18 protein-coding genes are annotated in these 19,526 nt (G+C 42.2%); 12 read left to right on the top strand and 6 right to left on the bottom strand.

What is annotated here, in order from left to right; translation table 11 throughout:
* The 12 genes from EDX97_RS11365 to EDX97_RS11310 all read left to right on the top strand — a co-directional run bounded on the left by EDX97_RS11365 (position 1) and on the right by EDX97_RS11310 (position 15,062).
* Positions 1-3,186 carry a phage tail tape measure protein gene (locus tag EDX97_RS11365; protein WP_128521270.1) on the top strand — a complete coding sequence of 1,062 codons (3,186 nt, stop codon included), beginning with the start codon at positions 1-3 and terminating at the stop codon, positions 3,184-3,186.
* Positions 3,183-3,833 (top strand): hypothetical protein, encoded by a 651-nt coding sequence (locus EDX97_RS11360; RefSeq protein WP_128521269.1) that lies wholly within the window; start codon positions 3,183-3,185, stop codon positions 3,831-3,833. Before EDX97_RS11365 ends, EDX97_RS11360 begins: the two co-directional genes overlap by 4 nt.
* Positions 3,830-5,287, top strand: a complete 1,458-nt coding sequence (locus EDX97_RS11355) for a phage tail protein (protein WP_128521268.1) — start codon at positions 3,830-3,832, stop codon at positions 5,285-5,287. Before EDX97_RS11360 ends, EDX97_RS11355 begins: the two co-directional genes overlap by 4 nt.
* A gap of 11 nt (positions 5,288-5,298) precedes the next feature.
* Positions 5,299-7,113, top strand: a complete 1,815-nt coding sequence (locus EDX97_RS11350; protein ID WP_128521267.1) for an autotransporter outer membrane beta-barrel domain-containing protein — start codon at positions 5,299-5,301, stop codon at positions 7,111-7,113.
* 15 nt (positions 7,114-7,128) lie between these two features.
* Positions 7,129-7,686, top strand: a complete 558-nt coding sequence (locus EDX97_RS11345) for a hypothetical protein (RefSeq protein WP_008978756.1) — start codon at positions 7,129-7,131, stop codon at positions 7,684-7,686.
* 22 nt (positions 7,687-7,708) lie between these two features.
* Positions 7,709-9,565, top strand: coding sequence for a DUF859 family phage minor structural protein (locus EDX97_RS11340; RefSeq protein ID WP_128521266.1), 1,857 nt, complete (start codon positions 7,709-7,711; stop codon positions 9,563-9,565).
* A gap of 72 nt (positions 9,566-9,637) precedes the next feature.
* Positions 9,638-10,051, top strand: a complete 414-nt coding sequence (locus EDX97_RS11335) for a phage holin family protein (protein WP_128521265.1) — start codon at positions 9,638-9,640, stop codon at positions 10,049-10,051.
* Positions 10,052-10,053: 2 nt separating this feature from the next.
* Positions 10,054-10,998, top strand: coding sequence for an SPOR domain-containing protein (locus EDX97_RS11330; RefSeq protein ID WP_128521264.1), 945 nt, complete (start codon positions 10,054-10,056; stop codon positions 10,996-10,998).
* 227 nt (positions 10,999-11,225) lie between these two features.
* A complete protein-coding gene (locus EDX97_RS11325; RefSeq protein ID WP_245978066.1) occupies positions 11,226-11,468 on the top strand; it encodes an SHOCT domain-containing protein in 243 nt (80 codons plus the stop codon).
* A 53-nt stretch (positions 11,469-11,521) separates the two neighbouring features.
* Positions 11,522-13,081, top strand: a complete 1,560-nt coding sequence (locus EDX97_RS11320; protein WP_128521263.1) for a recombinase family protein — start codon at positions 11,522-11,524, stop codon at positions 13,079-13,081.
* Positions 13,081-13,497, top strand: coding sequence for a serine integrase family protein (locus tag EDX97_RS11315; RefSeq protein WP_128521262.1), 417 nt, complete (start codon positions 13,081-13,083; stop codon positions 13,495-13,497). The genes EDX97_RS11320 and EDX97_RS11315 overlap by 1 nt, the downstream gene beginning before the upstream one ends.
* Positions 13,497-15,062 (top strand): recombinase family protein, encoded by a 1,566-nt coding sequence (locus tag EDX97_RS11310; protein WP_128521261.1) that lies wholly within the window; start codon positions 13,497-13,499, stop codon positions 15,060-15,062. The genes EDX97_RS11315 and EDX97_RS11310 overlap by 1 nt, the downstream gene beginning before the upstream one ends.
* A 53-nt stretch (positions 15,063-15,115) precedes the next feature.
* Here EDX97_RS11310 and EDX97_RS11780 read toward each other — a convergent pair whose 3' ends face one another.
* The 6 genes from EDX97_RS11780 to EDX97_RS11280 form a co-directional block, all read right to left on the bottom strand.
* Positions 15,116-15,364, bottom strand: coding sequence for a hypothetical protein (locus EDX97_RS11780; protein ID WP_128521260.1), 249 nt, complete (start codon positions 15,362-15,364; stop codon positions 15,116-15,118).
* A 162-nt stretch (positions 15,365-15,526) separates the two neighbouring features.
* Positions 15,527-16,321 (bottom strand): aminoglycoside O-phosphotransferase APH(3')-IIIa, encoded by a 795-nt coding sequence (gene aph(3')-IIIa, locus EDX97_RS11300; protein WP_001096887.1) that lies wholly within the window; start codon positions 16,319-16,321, stop codon positions 15,527-15,529.
* Between the two features lie 92 nt (positions 16,322-16,413).
* Positions 16,414-16,956, bottom strand: a complete 543-nt coding sequence (sat4, locus tag EDX97_RS11295) for a streptothricin N-acetyltransferase Sat4 (protein WP_000627290.1) — start codon at positions 16,954-16,956, stop codon at positions 16,414-16,416.
* Complete coding sequence (locus EDX97_RS11290) at positions 16,953-17,861, bottom strand: aminoglycoside nucleotidyltransferase ANT(6)-Ia (protein WP_001255866.1); 909 nt, start codon at positions 17,859-17,861, stop codon at positions 16,953-16,955. The genes sat4 and EDX97_RS11290 overlap by 4 nt, the downstream gene beginning before the upstream one ends.
* A 32-nt stretch (positions 17,862-17,893) precedes the next feature.
* On the bottom strand, positions 17,894-18,628 hold the full coding sequence (locus EDX97_RS11285) for a class I SAM-dependent methyltransferase (RefSeq protein WP_128521259.1): 735 nt from the start codon (positions 18,626-18,628) through the stop codon (positions 17,894-17,896).
* Positions 18,609-19,295 (bottom strand): hypothetical protein, encoded by a 687-nt coding sequence (locus tag EDX97_RS11280; RefSeq protein ID WP_128521258.1) that lies wholly within the window; start codon positions 19,293-19,295, stop codon positions 18,609-18,611. The genes EDX97_RS11285 and EDX97_RS11280 overlap by 20 nt, the downstream gene beginning before the upstream one ends.
* Positions 19,296-19,526: the final 231 nt, after the last annotated feature.

Below are 19,526 nucleotides of genomic sequence, written 5' to 3'. Positions count from 1 at the left end.
ATGGCAAATAGAATCAAAGGTATTACCGTTGAAATTGGCGGCGATACCACTAAACTACAAACCGCCTTAAAAGGTGTAAACGGTCAAATTAAGAATACGCAATCTGCCCTACGAGATGTAGAAAAGCTGCTTAAACTTGACCCTCATAATACAGAACTGCTTTCTCAAAAGCAAAAATTACTGACACAGGCAATTGGAGAAACCAAAGAAAAGCTAGCCACACTTAAGACTGCTGCTGAACAGGCAAATGAACAGCTACAAAAAGGCGAAATAACACAGGAGCAGTATGATGCTCTCCAAAGAGAAATCGTCGAGACCGAGGCTGAATTAAAACGATTAGAACAGCAGGCATCAACAACCAATGCTACCCTTACAAAAATTGGTGATGTAGGTTCCAAGCTTGAAACTGTCGGTAATGGTATTACAAATGTTGGTAAGAAGGTATCTGTTGTATCTGCCGCAGTAACCGGCATGGGCATCGCTTCTGTAAAAACCGCTGCTGACTTTGAAAGCTCAATGAGTCAGGTGCAGGCGACAATGGGAATCACCAAAGATTCCATGTCCAATGTCAATGGTGAAAGTGTCAATACTATGGAGGCCCTTTCTGACCTTGCGAAGCAGATGGGTTCTGAGACGGCCTTCTCTGCAAGTGAATGTGCCGAAGCACTGAACTATCTGGCCCTTGCTGGTTATGATACGCAAGAAATGGTCGATACATTGCCAACAGTACTTAACTTAGCCGCTGCCGGTAATATCGACCTTGCTTCCGCATCGGATATGGTCACTGATGCCATGTCTGCTCTTGGAATGGAAACATCTGAGGCAGATACAATGGTTGACCAGATGGCTAAAACTGCATCTAGCACCAACACCTCTGTATCACAGTTAGGCGAAGGTATTCTTACAATTGGTGCGACTGCAAAATCCATCAAAGGCGGTACAGCTGAATTAAATACTGCTCTAGGTATCCTTGCAAACAATGGTATCAAGGGCGCTGAAGGTGGTACTCATCTTCGTAACGTCATTCTTTCATTGCAGAATCCTACTGACAAAGCTGCTGCCTGCATGGAACAGCTCGGTGTTGATGTTTATGACTCACAGGGAAATATGCGTTCTTTGAACGATATCCTTGGTGACTTAAATACCAGCATGGAAGGCATGACTTCTGCGGAGAAAACAAATATCATCAGTTCCATCTTCAACAAGACCGACCTCTCATCAGTAAATGCCCTTCTTGCAAATACAGGTGAGACATGGGATAGCTTACAAAATTCCATTACAAACAGCGCCGGTGCTGCCCAGCAGATGGCTGATACACAGCTTGATAATTTATCCGGTCAGCTTACAATCTTGAAATCTGCATTAGAGGGTCTTGCTATCTCAATTGGTGAAGCTCTGATGCCGATGGTGAAAAATATCGTTTCTAAGATTCAAGGATTTGTAACTTGGCTAAATAATCTGGATGATGGCACAAAACAAGTCATTGTAAAGATTGGATTATTTGTTGCAGCGCTTGGGCCAGCGCTAGTGATTCTAGGAACCGTGATATCAAAAGTCGGTGTCGCGATGCAGGCCTTCAGTAAGTTTGGACTGAAAATTACAAGTCTGGTATCGAAGGCTGGCGGTTTATCTGGAGTGATGAGCAAAGTCGGTACAGCAATCATGAGTATCAATCCAGTTGTAATTGCAGTCGTTGCTGCTATTGCTGTTTTGGTTGGAGCTTTCGTTCATCTTTGGAATACCAATGAGGAATTCCGAAATAAGATTACTGCCATCTGGGAGCGTATCAAAGGTATCTTTGCAGGATTCGCACAGGGTATTACTGATAGACTTAGTGCACTTGGCTTTGATTTCGAGAACTTCAGCGAAGTAGTATCTGCCATCTGGGAAGGATTATGCAATTTCTTAGCACCTCTTTTTGAGGGCGTGTTCACACAGATTGCAAATATCCTTGAAGGCGTTCTTGGTGTTATCACCGGATTACTTAACGTCTTTATCGGTATATTCACCGGTAACTGGTCTCAGGTATGGGAAGGTGTCAAAGAAATATTCGGCTCTGTATGGGACTTTATCAAGAATACATTTACCAACTATATGAATATCATTCGTAATGTTGCTGATGTTGTACTTGGTTGGTTCGGTACAAGCTGGAATGAAGTATGGACTGGTATCAGAGATTTCTTTGTAAATCTATGGACTGGAATCGTCGAATTCTTCACCGGTCTGTGGGAAGGCATCAAAAATACGGTTCAAACCGCCATTATGTTTATTGCAGCAATTCTGGAAGCATCCTTTAATATCATCACCCTTCCATTTAGATTCATATGGGAGAACTGTAAAGAAATTATTATTGCAGTCTGGGATGCTATCAAAGAAAAAGTATCCGGAGCAATCAATGCGATATCTACTGTTATCGGTACAGTGCTTAACGCCATAAAAACAGTTTTCACAACCGTTTGGAATGCAATCAAGACGCACGTAACAACTGTTGTAAATGCAGTAAAAACCGTCGTCACCACAGTATTCAACGCTATAAAGAGTGTTGCTACTACCGTATGGAATGGCATCAAAACAGCTATCACTACTGTCGTTGACGGTATTAAGAGCAAAGTATCCACAGTATTCAATTCTGTAAAAAGCACGGTATCTTCTGTGTTTAACGGAATCAAATCCACTGCCACTTCTGTATGGAACGGTATCAAGTCGGCTATCACAACACCAATTGAAGCTGCAAAGAACAAAGTAAAATCTGTTGTTGATGCGATTAAGGGCTTCTTCTCCGGAATGAAGATTTCTTTACCTCACATCAAATTACCGCACTTCAAGGTAACAGGCTCTCTTTCTATCGCACCGCCAAGCGTACCTCATCTTTCAATCGACTGGTACAAAAACGGTGGTATCATGAATCGCCCTACTATCTTTGGTATGAATGGTAGCTCACTGATGGCTGGCGGTGAAGCAGGACAAGAAGCAATCCTGCCACTGAGCGGATTCTATAAACAGCTTGAAGCAATGCTTGATAGCAAAATGAATACTGCTGGCATGGAAAGATATCTTGCAATCATCGCAGACAACAGTTCTAAGGGCATTTACTTGGAAGATGGAACCCTTGTTGGTCACCTTCTTCCTGCAATTGATAATGGCCTTGGAAAACAACAGAAATTATCAAGGAGGCTTGCACTATGAGACCAGATATATTAATCAATAACATCTCACTTTTTCAGATGGGCTGGCTTAGAGAAAGTATCGACTTTCCAACACCACAATCTCAGAGTGAAACCGTCGTTGTTCCCGGTCGCAATTCTCCAATCAGATTCACAGAGGCTCTTGGCTCGGTATCATTCCAGCCAAGGGCCTTTACTATAGTTTTGTCAATGCTTGGAACACGAAGCGATTTCAATAACAGAGTGACTGAGATAATAAATCACTTTGCTGGAATACTTGTACAAGTAATCTGTTCTGAAGAACCAACACTCTACTGTATCGGAACCATTGAAGCCTCTCCAGTGTATGACCCTATTTCCAACAAAGGACAGCTCACTCTTAACTGCACTGATGGTGATGCTTACCGTTATCACACCGACGAAACCGTTGTTCAGGTAGCCGGAACTAAAACCGTTTCGCTAACAAATGATTTTATGCCTGTTGTGCCTACAATCACCACAACTGCTGAAACTACCCTTGAATGGAAAATCGGTACAGATTCTTTTTCCAAAACAATCAGCGCAGGCACTTGGGAAATCCCTGAACTGCAACTTGCCTATGGAAACAACTCTGTGAAGGTAAACAGCACTGGAACAACTACATTCAGATATAGGGAGGGCCGCCTATGAGTTTATTCAAAGTATATGTGGACGGTTCTCTTTTTTATCATCCGAATCTTTCAAAGTTAGCAATTACAGAAGCGCAAATTCAGGAAGATGCAGAAAATATCGATAGTCTTAAGCTATCCGCTCCGTTTAATCATCCCTACCTGACTTCTATTAAACCAATGGCCTCAGTGATTGTCTGCAAAAAAGGTAATGATGTCGTATTTGAAGGCCGTGCCTTAGATGATGGCAGTGATTTTTACAATACCCATTCTTGGACTTGTGAATCCTGCCTTGCTTATCTAAAAGATACAATCCAGCCACCTTTTTCATATAAAGGAACGCTCAAAGGATTGCTGGAATACTTCATTTCTATCCATAACAAAAATGTGGAGGAACAGAAACGCTTCACTCTTGGAAATGTAACGGTCAAAGATGATAACGATTATATTTCCTACAGCAATTCCGAATATTCCTGCACAATGGATGCCATCAAAAACAAGCTGATAAATACGCATGGCGGTTATCTTCAGGTGCGCTACACAACAAATGGTAAGTATCTGGATTACCTTGAAGACTTCACTACCAAATCAGTGCAGACCGTTGAATTCGGTAAAAATCTTTTGAATGTCAAAATTACAAAAGACCATACCGAGCGTGTGACTGCGCTTATCCCTCTTGGTGCGAAAAAGAAAGAAACTGACGAAGAAGGAACCGAGACAGAAACAGATGAACGTATCGATATCACCTCTGTCAACGATGGAAAGAACTACGTTTGTGATGAAAAAGCAATCAAAGAAATCGGCTGGATTTGGACTTCTGAAATCTGGGATGATGTAACGCTTCCCGGAAATCTGCTTAGAAAAGCAAAAGCCAGATTATCAGATTTGGTTAAAGGCATCACCAGCATAGAACTAACAATCGTGGATGAATCAGATACCGGTGCTGATATTGGTGATATTCGTGCCCGTATGTATGTGGAATGCATATCAAAGCCACATGGCATTCATGGTACTTATCTTTGTGTCAGCCGAACCAGAGATTACTTAAATCCTTCTGGTAACACCATCACCATTGGAGCAAGCGGTGTAACACTTACTGCTGCTTCTGCAAAACAGAATAAAAATATCGCTGCCCTTGAAGATGACATTCTTGGGCAAACTTCAAAAATAGAATCTATATCCGGAAAAGTCGATACCATCAATTCACAGAAAATGTATCACACAGAGCTTGTGGTTGATGGTGTCAGCATTTTCAAGGATAAAGGCCAGAAAAGCCGAATGCACTGCAAGGTATTCTCTTGGGATAAAGATATCACCGATTCCCTTGAAGCAGAAAGCTTTATATGGCATAGAAAGTCCTCTGATGAGGCTGCTGATGCTGAGTGGGATAAAGCTCATCGCGGCATAAAAACAATCATAATCACAACAGAGGATGTTCAGGATAATGCTTCCTTCTATTGTGAAATCATTTTATAGGAGGTTATTTCATGGCTACAATTTTGACATCCAGCCAGCAGACCTTTGTGGATATTACTGACCAAAGAAAGCTGTCGGCATATATTACTTCAAATCTTCCTAAGACGCAGAGTGAAGACCCGAATACACTACCACATGAATATGCACCTAGCTGGGCCACGACTAATCTTGTATTGACTCCGGTTATCTTTCTTGACCAGACAAACATCTCTTTGACCGCTACCGGTGTAACAATCTCATGGAAGCGTAAAGATGGCGTTGCTGCTGAGACATCACTTACATCTGGAGAATCTGTCAACAAGGGTGTTCTTACAGTTAATACAAACAAGCTAGCTGCTTCTGATTCCGGCATGATTACTTACATCTGCTATATCAGCTACTACGATTCTGAAACAAAGAACACCGTCAATATCTCTGCTGATATTACTTATACCTTGGTAAAAAATGCAACAAACGCAAGACTTGCTTATGTAACTGCTGATACCTATGTATTCAAGTACGACACCTCTTCGACCTTAGTAGGTGCTTCTCAGGCCACGCTTACCGCGCAGGTTCAGGGTGTGACTATTAGCAAATGGCAGTATAAGAACAGCTCTGGAAACTGGGCAGATTATCCTACCACATCTGATAACACGAGCATCACCGGCGGAACTCTGATGGTTAAACCTACGCATGCAGTATTCGTAGATAATGTGGCTCAAATCAAGCTTGTGACAAGTGATTCTGATGTATTTGATACTGTAACCATCACAAAGATTTATGACGGTGCCAAGGGTGATAAAGGTGCTACAGGTTCTGCAGGAAGCGGCGGTATCTCCATTGTTTTAGGAAACGAAACGCAGTCTATCGCTTGTACATCAGCCGGTAAAACATCTGCTGCATCAACTATCTCTATTCCGTTTACCGGATATGTTGGTATCACACAGACAACTTGTACTTGTGCTGTTGGAACCTTTCCTACAGGTATCACACTTAAAACAAATACAGCTGCGACTGCTACAGCTGCAGGCTTGATTGAATTATCCGTTGCAGCATCTTCTGACCTTGGTGGAACTGCGGTACTTACAGGTAATATCACTTTGACATTTACTATTTCAGGAAAGACAGCCACTAAGGTGTTTACTTGGACGAAATCCAAAGCAGGAAGCAATGGTACTTCAGCAGTTGTTTTCTCTGTATACGCACCTAATGGAACCATCGTACAGAATCAATCCGGAAAGCTTACTCTGGCAACCTCTGCATATAACGGCACTACCGCTATCACAACTGGTACCTATCAGTGGGCAAAATATGTGAATGGTACATGGACAAATATCAGCGGTGCTACTGGTTCCACCTTGGAAGTCTCAGGTGCAGATATTATCAACATCCAGTCTTACCGCTGCACGATGACATATTCCAGCAAGAACTATGTTGATGTTATCACCGTGGAAGATAAATCTGACCCCTATGTATCGGAGATGCTTTCCATCGGTGGATTTACTGTTAAGAACAATCTTGGCGGTCTTGTTCCATATATCATCGTCAGAACTAACCAGCAGGAAGTAGATGCCCTTCTTGGCATCATCAGTGAAACTGCACCTTCAAGTCCGAAGTCCGGTGATTTCTGGTACAAGATTGACCATAGCGCTAAGTCCGTAACGCTTATGAAATATAGTGGTTCTGCATGGGCCAACGCCACAGAAAAGCAAAGCCTTACTTACACTTGGTACGCACAGGATAAGGACGGCAAGGAAGTTACATTCACAAAGACCGGAAAAGTTATCTATCTTTCCGCAGCTGATATTGATAGCTTGCTTACTTTACAGTGTGATGTTTCTAACTGATGGGAGGTGTAATGAATGGCGCTATTAACTTCATGCCAGCACACCTTCCAAAGCGTGGTGGCTTATGAGGATGCTTTAGATGATGTAGAAATCCTGAAGATTCAGGTGCATGACTGCTACTCAGAAATTGCGAAAACTGCAGATGAAATTACCAGTACCGTTCATGATACCTACATTGAAAAGACTCAGTTAGAAACCATTCAGAAAGATTTCCAGTCTAGCATTACTCAAAACAGCAGCGAAATCCGCATGGACTTTACTGCTATTACTGATGAGATAAAAGGAAACGTAGCTTACAACCAACAGCTATTAGAAGAATACATCCGTTTCAAAGGTGCCCTTATTGAGCTTGGCAGAGTTGGAAATGCCTTCACTGCCGAGCTATCCAATGAGGAGCTTGCCTTCAAGGAAAACGGCCAGAAAATCGCTTTTATCTCAAATAACAGCTTGGTTATTACCAATGCAGAAATACGAAACAAATTATCTCTTGGAAATGAGACCAGAGGCTGGTTTGACTTTATTCCAAGAGCAAATGGCAATCTCTCCATCAAATGGCGAGACCCTGCATCTTAAGGAGGAATGGGAGGAATGATTCATGGCTAAAAGCGGAAGCATAACAACAAATGAAAGTCACGGTCGTTCCGTGAAATTATCTTGGTCATTATCAAGTCAAAGTGTAGAAAACAATCAGTCTACATTATCTTGGTCTATTACTGGTGCAGGTTCTGCCAGCGGCTGGGTTATGACTGGTGGCTTTAAGGCTGTCATTAACGGAACAACCGTTTATTCAACTTCAACAGATACAAGAATACAGTTATACAATGGTACGTCTGTAGCATCAGGTACAACTAAAATCACACATAACGCAGACGGAACAAAGTCTTTTAGTTTGAGTATTGAAGCAGGTGTTTACACTTACGCAGTCAGCGTTACTGCCAGTGGTACACATACCCTTGATACGATTCCAAGAGCATCAACCGTATCTGCTACCAATACAAATTTAAACTCTGCCTCAACGATTACTATTACAAGGGCATCGTCGTCATTTACACATACTTTGACATATTCCTTTGGAAGCACCACAGGAACTATCGTTTCAAAGACAACGTCAACATCCGTTTCGTGGACGCCTGCTCTTACACTTGCAAATCAGATTCCAAATGCAGTATCAGGAACCTGCACTATCACCTGTGATACATACAATGGTTCTACTAAGATTGGCTCCAAGACATGCACTCTAACCTTGACAGTACCAGCTTCGGTAAAGCCCACGATGACAAGTGTTACTGCTACACGTGTTGATGGTGATGTTCCGACAGCATGGGCCATCTATGTTCAAAACAAATCAAAAGCAACCGTAACTATTAATGGTGCAGCTGGTGCATATGGTTCAACGATATCTTCCTACTCAATCAGCGGTGGCGGATATTCAAGTACTGCGTCCAGCTTTACAACGGGTTTACTTGCAGCTTCTGGAACAATCACTTTTACTGCGAAAGTTACAGATTCCAGAGGACGAGTATCCGATGCAAAAACCGTCAGCATAAGTGTTGTTGCATATTCTGCACCATCCTTTTCAAGTTATATATCACAAAGAGCAACCAGCGCCGGTGTCATAAATGATGATGGCACGTATATCCGAGGACTTATCTCATTTAGCTACGCTACATGCAGTAGTAAAAATACGATAACCTGTGCAACGTACTACAAAAAATCCTCAGCAACTTCATGGACTAATGCCAATAAGAGCTTTTCTTCTGGAACAGCATTCACTTTTGGTGGCGGCGCAATTTCAACAGAAAGCTCCTATGATGTCAAATATACCATCACTGATGCCTTCACTACTGTCACTATTATCGATATGGTTTCAACCGCCTCAGTTTTGATGGACTTTAAAGCTGGGGGAAAAGGTATCGCAATTGGTAAAGTGTCAGAAAAAGACAAAACTCTTGAAATAGCGGATTCATGGGAACTTGAAGTACATGGAAAGAAGCTAATCGATTATATCTATCCTATTGGCAGCATCTATCTAAGCGTGAATTCGACTAGCCCAGCCACGTTGTTCGGCGGTTCGTGGACACAATTAAAAGACAGATTTTTATTGGGTGCTGGTTCAACATACTCGTCAGGAGCAACTGGTGGTGCAGCAACTCATAAATTATCGGTTGCTGAAATGCCCAGCCATGCACACGATACGCCATTTTTTAACAACATGACAAATAACGGTGAAATGAAATCTGACTTTATTGGTGTATTTGGTAAAGGCGTTACTGCTAGCCAAGCTCTTAAAGATACCGGCCAAACATCCACTATGGAAATGTGGTGGATAAACCAAACAAACACTGCAGAAGGAAATGAATGGGCATATTTAACTTCTGCGAAAGGTAGTGGTTCTGCTCATAACAACATGCCACCTTACCTTGTTGTATACATGTGGAAACGTACCGCATAAATCAATTTGGAATCAAGCATCTCTTCGGAGGTGCTTTTTTCATACAAATTTTTAGAAACGGAGGAATTTATCATGAAGGAATTTTGGAACACAATTCAAGTTCTATTTGCTGGCATCGGAGGCTGGCTCGGCTACTTCTTAGGCGGCTGTGATGGCCTGCTTTATGCGCTCTTAGCCTTTGTCGTTATCGACTACATCACAGGTGTCATGTGTGCCATTGCCGACCACACCTTATCCAGCGAAGTCGGATTCAAAGGCATCTGCCGCAAGGTACTCATCTTCTTACTGGTGGGTATTGCCAACATTCTGGATGTACAGGTTATCGGTACCGGAAGCATTCTTCGTACCGCTGTCATCTTCTTCTACATTTCCAATGAAGGTGTATCCCTTTTGGAAAATGCAGCACATCTCGGACTACCAGTTCCGGAGAAAATCAAAATCGTATTAGAGCAGTTACATGACCGCTCAGAAAGTGAGGATGAATAAATATGGGATATACAAACAGCTCTTTAATCTCTTACACACAGCTTAGCCCAAACCATTCCGGGCAGAGAACGCACAGCATTGACCGTATTACGCCACACTGCGTTGTAGGTCAGCTTTCCTGCGAAAGCATCTGTGGCTGCTTTACCAGCCCATCAAGGGAAGCCAGCTGCAATTATGGTATTGGCACGGATGGACGCATCTCTCTTTGCGTCGAGGAAAAGAACCGTTCTTGGTGCTCTTCTTCTAATGCTAACGACCAGCGTGCTATCACCATCGAATGCGCATCTGATACAACAGAACCATACGCAATGAATGACAAAGTCTATGCTTCACTCATCAATCTTTGCACTGACATCTGCAAGCGTTATGGCAAGAAGAAACTCTTATGGTTTGCTGATAAGGACAAGTCCTTAAATTACAATCCTGCTGCAGATGAAATGATTATCACCGTGCACAGATGGTTTTCCAATAAATCCTGTCCCGGAAACTGGCTCTATGCTCGTCTTGGAGACTTGGCTACAAAGGTTACTGCAAATCTTGGTGGCAGCACTTCTCCTACTGCAGACAATCTTTACCGTGTGCAGGTCGGTGCTTATAAGAATAAGGCCAATGCCGAAGCACAGCTTAATCGCGTGAAGGCAGCAGGCTTTGATACTTATATGGTTCAGGTTGATGGAATGTATAAGATACAGGTCGGTGCATACCGCCAGAAAGCCAATGCCGATAGCATGATGGCAAAACTTAAGAGTGCTAGTTTTGATGCATTCGTCACAACCAAGTCAGGAACTGCTGCATCTTCTGCTCCGACAAAGAAATCCATTGATGAAATCGCGCGTGAGGTCATCCGTGGTGACTGGGGCAATGGTGCCGACAGAAAGGACCGCCTTACTGCTGCCGGATATGATTACGAGGCCGTACAGGCAAGAGTCAATGCATTACTTGGATAACCATCAGGGTCTATGAGGATTTACGTCCTTGTAGGCCCTTTTTCTTTTTGCCTGCAAGGTGTATCAATGGTATTTTCCTAACTTTTATATATCTATATTTTTATTGCCTATAGGAAAGTTTATATATACACCTTGATACACCTTGTCATTTAAAAAATTTATCCGCTCAAAATGGCTCCTCATCTCCAGTGGAAAGTGAAGAACTTTTTAGAACTGGAGGTGCCCTTATGCAGGCAGAAACAAAAACCGTATTGCAAATGACGGATATTGCAGAACATCTAAAGGCTTCGCCAAAGCCTATCACGAATAAAGATATTCAGCAGGATTATGATTACTTCATGGCACAGAAAGTGGCAGAAAAGATGCTCTCTGATGGACTTATTTCCTTGTCGGAATTCAACAAATTAACGCAGATAAACCGCGACACATTCTCCCCATTCTTGGCCGAGATTATGCCCAAAATTACTTGATAATTACAGTGTTTAGAGTGATGTATATACACTGACAAAGGAGGTGAACTACCATGAAGAAGGTCACAAAAATTGAAAATAACCATCCTTCAAAAGCTGTCAAAAAGAAGATACGCGTTGCAGCCTACTGCCGAGTATCGACCGCATCTGATGCCCAGCTGGAAAGCTTGGAAACACAGAAAAGCCACTATGAAAGCTACATTCAATCTCGTGAAGATTGGGAGTTTGCCGGCCTTTACTTTGATGAAGGCATCACCGGTACCAAGGCAGATAAACGACCAATGCTCATGCAGATGATTGCAGACTGTAAGGCAAAGAAAATTGACTTCGTGATTACCAAATCCATCAGCCGCTTTTCCAGAAATACTACAGATTGTTTGGAGCTTGTTAGAACGCTTCTAAACCTGAACATTCCCGTATTCTTCGAAAAGGAAAATATCAACACCGGCTCAATGGAGAGTGAATTATTCCTTTCCATCTTAAGCTCAATGGCTGAGGGAGAATCAGCATCCATTGCTGAAAACAATAAATGGTCCATCAAGAAGCGATTTGAAAACGGAACCTACAAGCTAGGATGTGTTCCTTATGGCTACAGTGTCACCGATGGAATTCTAGAAATCATCCCGGAAGAAGCCAAGGTTGTGAAGCGCATCTTTTCGTCCTTGCTTGGTGGCAAAGGTACTGACGCTATCGCAAAAGAACTTAATGCTGAGCATATCCCGGCACGCAAAGGCAATCACTGGTCTCCGGCAACCATCCGAGGCATTATCGCAAACGAGAAATACACTGGAGATTGCATCTTCCAAAAGACCTACACCGACGACAACTTTAATCGCCATACCAATGATGGTGTTCTGGACCAGTATTATATGGCCAACCACCATGAAGCAATTATTAGCCATGAGGACTTTGAAGCAGCTGCCGCCCTGATTGAACAGCGTGCTGCAGAAAAAGGTATTGATAAGGGAAATCCCAAATACCAACAGCGCTACGCATTTTCTGGAAAGATTATCTGCCACGAGTGTGGGAATACCTTTCGCAGAAGAATCCACTCAAGCACCTATGGTAAATACGCTGCTTGGTGCTGCAATACCCACATAGAAGATACAAATAAATGTTCCATGCTCTTCATCAGAGATGAGGATATCAAGGTCGCCTTTGCCACAGTTCTTAATAAGCTAATCTACGGTCACAACCTCGTGTTGAAACCTTATCTTCAAGCCAGCAAGCACAATTCAAACGACGCCAACATTCTCCGTATCCAGCAGCTGGAAAGCTTACTGGAACAGAATGCCGAGCAACGAGAAACCTTGCATAAGCTGATGGGACAAGGCTATATTGACCAGATTCTTTACACGCAGGAAAACAATGCACTGCTATCTCAGGCCGATGGCTACCGTCAGGATATTGAAGTCCTTAATCAATTTATGTCCGGCTCCAGCACAAGGATTTATGAGACAGAACGCTTGCTTCACTTCTGTGAGCACGAAGATATGCTGAAGGAATACGATGAGAACTTATTTGAAATATTCGTCGACCACATTGAAGTCTATTCCAGAAATGAAATCGGCTTTGTGATGAAATGCGGTCTGACGCTGAAGGAGATGATTTAATGGGACATACACCACTCGGATACAAAATCGTGGATGGCAAGGCGGTCATTGACGAGGAAGCTGCTGCACAGGTACGAGCCATTTACAAGAATTATTTAAATGGGCTCTCACTTACCAATGCAGCAAAGGAAGCTGGCCTTGACCTCTTCCACGCCGGTGCAAAACGAATCATGCGCAACAAGCACTATCTTGGCGATGACTTCTATCCTGCCATCATCAATAAAGAAACATTCGATGCAGCAGAAGCTGAAATTGCCAAACGCTCCGCTCACCTTGGACGCGATGATAAGTACCAAGCACCAATCACCAAAAAGCCACCTACTGCATTTCGCTTAGGTGACATTACGCAAAACTATGACAATGAAATCAGGCAAGCAGAATACTTGTACAGTCTGATAGAAAGCGAGGTTATTTGATGGGAAATGTTATGGTTATTCCTGCAAAAAGGCAAGTCGGAAACACTGCCAGAATGCGGGATAATGAAAAGCCAAAGCTTAGAGTCGCAGCATACTGTCGCGTTAGTACCGACAGCGATGAGCAGGCTACAAGTTATGAAGCTCAGGTTGAGCACTACACAGAATTTATTCAAAAGAACCCGGAATGGGAATTTGCGGGCATTTATGCGGATGATGGTATCTCCGGCACTAACACCAAGAACCGTGATGAATTCAACCGCATGATTGAGGAATGTGAAGCTGGAAACATCGATATGATTATTACAAAGTCCATCAGCCGATTTGCCAGAAATACACTGGACTGCCTGAAATACATCCGGCAGCTTAAAGAAAAGAACATCCCGGTATTCTTCGAAAAGGAAGCCATCAACACAATGGATGCCAAGGGCGAGGTCCTGATTACAATTATGGCATCGCTGGCCCAACAGGAATCACAATCCCTTAGCCAGAACGTAAAGTTGGGACTTCAGTTCCGCTACCAAAATGGCCAAGTGCAGGTCAATCACAATCACTTTCTGGGATATACCAAAGACGCTGATGGGAACCTTATCATCGACCCGGAACAGGCTGAAGTTGTAAAGCGCATCTACCGAGAGTACCTTGAAGGCTCCTCAATGGATAAAATTGCTGCCGGACTTGAAAAAGATGGTATTCTGACTGGTGCAGGCAAAACCAAGTGGTGGGCCAGCACAGTAAAGAAAATCCTCACCAATGAGAAATACATCGGTGATGCCCTTCTACAAAAGACCTACACCACAGACTTCTTAAACAAAACCAGAGTCAAGAACAATGGCATCGTTCCGCAATACTACGTTGAAGGAAACCACGAAGCCATCATTCCAAAGGACATCTACCTGCAGGTACAGGAGGAACTGGTACGCAGGCGCGTTGTCAAAACCAGTGCCAATGGCAAGAAGCGCTCCTACAGCTGCAACCACTGCTTCGCTCAGATTGTAGTTTGCGGAGACTGCGGTGAGATGTTCCGCAGAATTCACTGGAACAACCGAGGCTGCAAATCTATCGTCTGGCGCTGCATCAGCAGACTGGAACCCGGCCTTGAATGCCATGCCAGAACCGTCAATGAGACGATATTAGAAGATGTAGTAGTTCAGGCGATAAACAAGCTCCTTGGAGATAAGTCTACGTACCAAGCACAGCTGCAGCAAAACATCGCCAAGGTCATCCGGGAAGCGCAGCAAACAACCGCTGATGGCATTGACGAACGCTTGCAGGAGCTTCAGAAGGAACTGCTCAAAAAGGCCAATAACAAGGAAGCCTACGATGAGATTGCCGATGAAATTTTCAAGCTCCGTGAACAGCGTCAGCAAAACACCGTCGATACTGCTGCCAGAGATGCACAGATTGGACGCATCAATGAATTGCAGGATTACATCAAAGACCAAGATGCCACCCTCACCGAGTTCGACGAAGCCTTGGTAAAACGCTGGCTCAAACAGATTACCGTATTCGAGGACCACTTCACAGTGGAGCTCAAGTCCGGACTTACAATTGATATTGAAGGATAAGGCCCCCAAGATACACGAAACCCTCTCGACCATGATTAGCCGGGAGGGTTGTTTTAATTTCTACTGTCTGTTCTAACTTCTTCTCTTAAGAGTGCATACTCAATCAAATTGTACATATAATTTGCAACATCAGGTGCATCAAGATATAAAAGGCTATTACAATCAAGCTCGCCGATTTTTATTTTAGTATTTACAATTTGAAGCCCACAACCATATTGTGAAACCTTATCTATAACACTTTGGCTTTTAAACCCACCAATCTGTCCGTTATGAGCAAAGCATATTTTACCATCATTTCTCACGTTCGCAAAACGGTCAACATTATACTGAAGAGAATTATGACTAGCGAACTTTTAGAAAAGATATAAAACATCAGAGTATGGACAGTTGCGGATGTACTTCAGAAAAGATTAGATGTCTAAAAAGCTTGTAGTTAAAGCTTTTTAGACATCTAAATCTAGGTACTAAAACAATTCATCCAGTAAAATATAATATTTTATTTTCTCCCAATCAGGCTTGATCCCCAGTAAGTCAAAAAATAGCTCGACATACTGTTCTTCCCCGATATCCTCCCTGATCGATCGGACGCAGAAGGCAATGTCATACCACTTGTCCGCCCTGCCGCTTCTCCCAAGATCAATAAAGCCACTTACTTTGCCATCTTTCACAAAGATGTTGCTGTCTCCCAGGTCGCCGTGGGAAAAGACAAGTTCCTCTTCGGGCTTTTCCGTCTTTAAAAAATCATACAGCTCGCGCGGATCTTTAAATGGAGTGTCTTCTTCCCAGTTTTCGCAATCCACATCGGCCAGATCGTTATTCAGTAAGTAATCCAATTCGGCTAAGCGGCTGTCTAAGCTATTCGTATAGGGACAATCCGATATGTCGATGGAGTGAAAGAGCCTGATGCACTCCGCATACAGCTCGATAATCTTTTCAGGGCTTTGTTCATCTTCATACTCTTCCGAGCAAAGGACGCCATCGGCCTCACTCATGAGCAGATTGCTCCAGCCATCATGCCGTTCAAAGTGCAGGACCTTTGGAACAGGCAGCTTTCCTTCCAGCCATAGCATCATGTCCTTTTCCCGTTCCACATCATAGGTGGTCCCTTTATACCGGCTGTCCGTCATTTTTAAATATAGGTTTTCATTTTCTCCCACCAGCTTATATACCTTAGCAGGAGACATTCCTTCCGTATCTTTTACGCAGCGGTATTTTTCGATCAGTTTTTTCAATTCCGGTGATATTCTCATTTTAGCCATTTATTATTTCCTTCCTCTTTTCTACAGTATTTAAAGATACCCCAAGAAGCTAATTATAACAAGACGAACTCCAATTCACTGTTCCTTGCATTCTAAAACCTTAAATACCAGAAAACAGCTTTTTCAAAGTTGTTTTCAAAGTTGGCGTATAACATAGTATCGACGGAGCCGATTTTGAAACCACAATTATGATAGAATTTACAAGCTATAAGGTTATTGTCCTGGGTTTCAAGCATTAGTCCATGCAAGTTTTTATGCTTTGCCCATTCTATAGATATATTGATAAGCGCGCTGCCTATGCCTTGCCCCCTGAAATCCTTACATACGGCGATATCTTCTATATAAGCGTACCGGTTCCAATTTTTTCGCAGTTTAACTTTTCCGACGCATTTATCGTCTTGGTAGTAAAGATATATTATCTTATCAGTATTGTCAATATATTCAAGGCAATCTGCCTCCTCATCCTCTTCATCCTCTTCGTCTTGGTAGCTTTTTAAATATGGCGCTTCATAGAGTAATTCTGTAAAGGTCCAATTCTCGTTTTCATACCTCGGTATAATCTTACCTATCACCTCAAATGGTTCGCTGGGTTTATCGATATCTTTCAGGTGCCCTGCTTTCATTTCTGTAATCACTGTTCCCGCCTCTCTTCTATATCAGCGGCATATGTGCTATCCAGGCAGCCGGTTTTACCAGTGTATTTTTTATACATGTCCCTGGTATATTTTGTTATATTCCTATCATACTCCGGATAGGCATAATGAAGCCTTTCCGCCACCTCACCGGATACCGCCCTGAACAATTGATGGCATAGAAATAATGCTTCCCATATGTTTTCATAGGAATCCATCCGGTAGGTGGACAAAAGTTTCTCCCACAAATCCTCGGATATATACCTTTCAATAAACTTATAGTTCTTGCCTACACTTAATTTAAAGCCTGTTTCGATGCCGACCTTCCATGATATCATTCTCAGCAGCTCATGGCGAACAATCTGATTAAAATGATCAATAGCAAATAAAATTTCCTTACGGCACAATCCTTTAATAACATAAGGTGTTACATTCCAAAATTCATTGCAGCAATCATCATACTCCCTTGCGCTTGGCTTTCTTACATGATAATCTATATCAGTCGGAACTATGTCCCTTTTAATTCTACAATCTTTATCAATTAGAACCTTTATTAATTTATCGCCCTTTAGGTAATTATCTAACTCTTCCAAGGGCAATAAGGTAAGATCAATTTTATTGTAATCATCAAATAGCATAAGATAGGAAAATCCCTTTTCTTCAGGTGGGAATAATTCCATATCCTCCGGCTTTTGCATCATTATTATATTCCCAAATTGATTAAGCCAGTCATCATTAGATATAAACGGTTCTATATCACTTACAAAATATGTAATATCATAATCCTGAAATTCATCTTTAGGTATATTAATATTTGCGCGTGACCCCTCAAGGGTCACAATTCGAATACGTTCATCCTGTTCTGCTAAAGAAAGTACTAAATCCATCATTTCTTTTTCTGATCTCATTTACATACTCCTCGTTTATTTTTTCTATATTATTACATCTTCTTTTTTGCCGATACAATCAGCATCATTGGGCGTCGCATTTCATCCGCCATCCCCGGAATATCCATCATGTTCTCTGGCGGCTGTGGCTCCACAATCTGATTTATTATAAAACTATTTGAAAGCAGTGTATTTAGATATGTGGTCAGTGTTCTATGATATTTTGTAACCTTTTCTTCCAAAAACATAGCTGTCCGTTTGCCCTCATAATAATAATTGTCCACCGGGAAATGCAGTATTTCTCCTTTTTCGTTATAATACCAGTCTTGTGTTCCATGAGCAGTAAAAACAGGATGTTCAACTGTAAAAACTAAATTGCCACCAGCCTTCAGCATCCTATATATCTTTTTTATTAAATTCTCATAGTCTGCTACATAATGAAACGCAAGCGAACTTAGTATTACATCAAAGCTCTCCTCTGGGAAATCCACATCTTCTATAGCACAGCATTTATATTCAACCTGTGGAAAATGTGTTTTTTCTTTGGCTACCTCGAGCATTTTATGAGAAATATCAACACCTACAACAGAAGAAGCACCGTGTTCCATCGCATAAATACAGTGCCATCCATAGCCGCATCCTAAATCAAGCACACGCTTATCTTTAAAATCCGGCAGCAGCTTTCTCAATGTTTCCCATTCTCCTGCACCGGCTAGTCCCTGCTGTGAGCGACTCATTTGACTGTATTTTTGAAAAAATATATTATCATCATATTTGTTTTCTTTCATCTGAATTCCCCTCGTTTAAAAAGTTATTTATCTCCGTTGCAATTTTTTTCACTTCTTTAACGAAAAAGTCTACCCTGTAGCTCTCAGCATGTGTCTCCCAGTACTGTTCAATTTTTTGCGCATCGGGTAGAAGATCACTTAATGACATCAGGAACTCTGGCCTTTCATGAATTCGCGTGCCATAGTTAAAAACATTGTCGTTAACAAGGAATCCATTAACACAATAATCATAAAATACTCTATGCGCGATTCTATCAAGCACTTCCTCATTTCCGGTCAAAAATTGCCTGCCCCTATAATGTTCATAATCTATATCATATTTTTTTGACCCCGCATAAAGTAACTTATTTGTGATATCAAAACGGATGCCGTGTTCTTTCAGAATCCTTGATAATATAGTATCTCCACTCAGTACCATTTGAAGATTCCAAAGGCCGTTCTTTTTAATTTCTTCACAACAGTCCAACGAACCCAGAACATGAAAAGCTAATATCCTAAGTTGAGAAATATCGATGTTCTGTATTCTTTGGATGTTTCTCTCCCAAAAAAGTTCAAAATCGCCTTCACTTTCTATCGTGAATTCTGTTATAAACTCATCTGGCGTCACATTCAGACAATCCAGAACAAATCTGTATGCGGAATCACATGTCCTTAAATCAAAAAGCATCCTAACTAATTTTTCCTCCCACATCTAAATCGCAGCCTCAACCCTGTGTTATCCAAATCACTGCCGCAACCCTATCGCAAAACATCCATATCACTAACTCAATTTCATGACATCCAAACCGGCTACTCGACCCTACCGAATATTGGCGTTGATATATTCCCACGGAGTTAATTTCGAAGCTGTATCCGCCGTTGTCCTCTGATAGTCAAATGCCGGAAAAGCCCGGAAATA

The sequence above is a fragment of the Absicoccus porci genome (assembly GCF_003725415.1).
GTDB classification, from domain to species: Bacteria; Bacillota_I; Bacilli_A; order Erysipelotrichales; family Erysipelotrichaceae; genus Absicoccus; species Absicoccus porci.
This window is presented reverse-complemented; position numbering and strand designations above follow the sequence as displayed.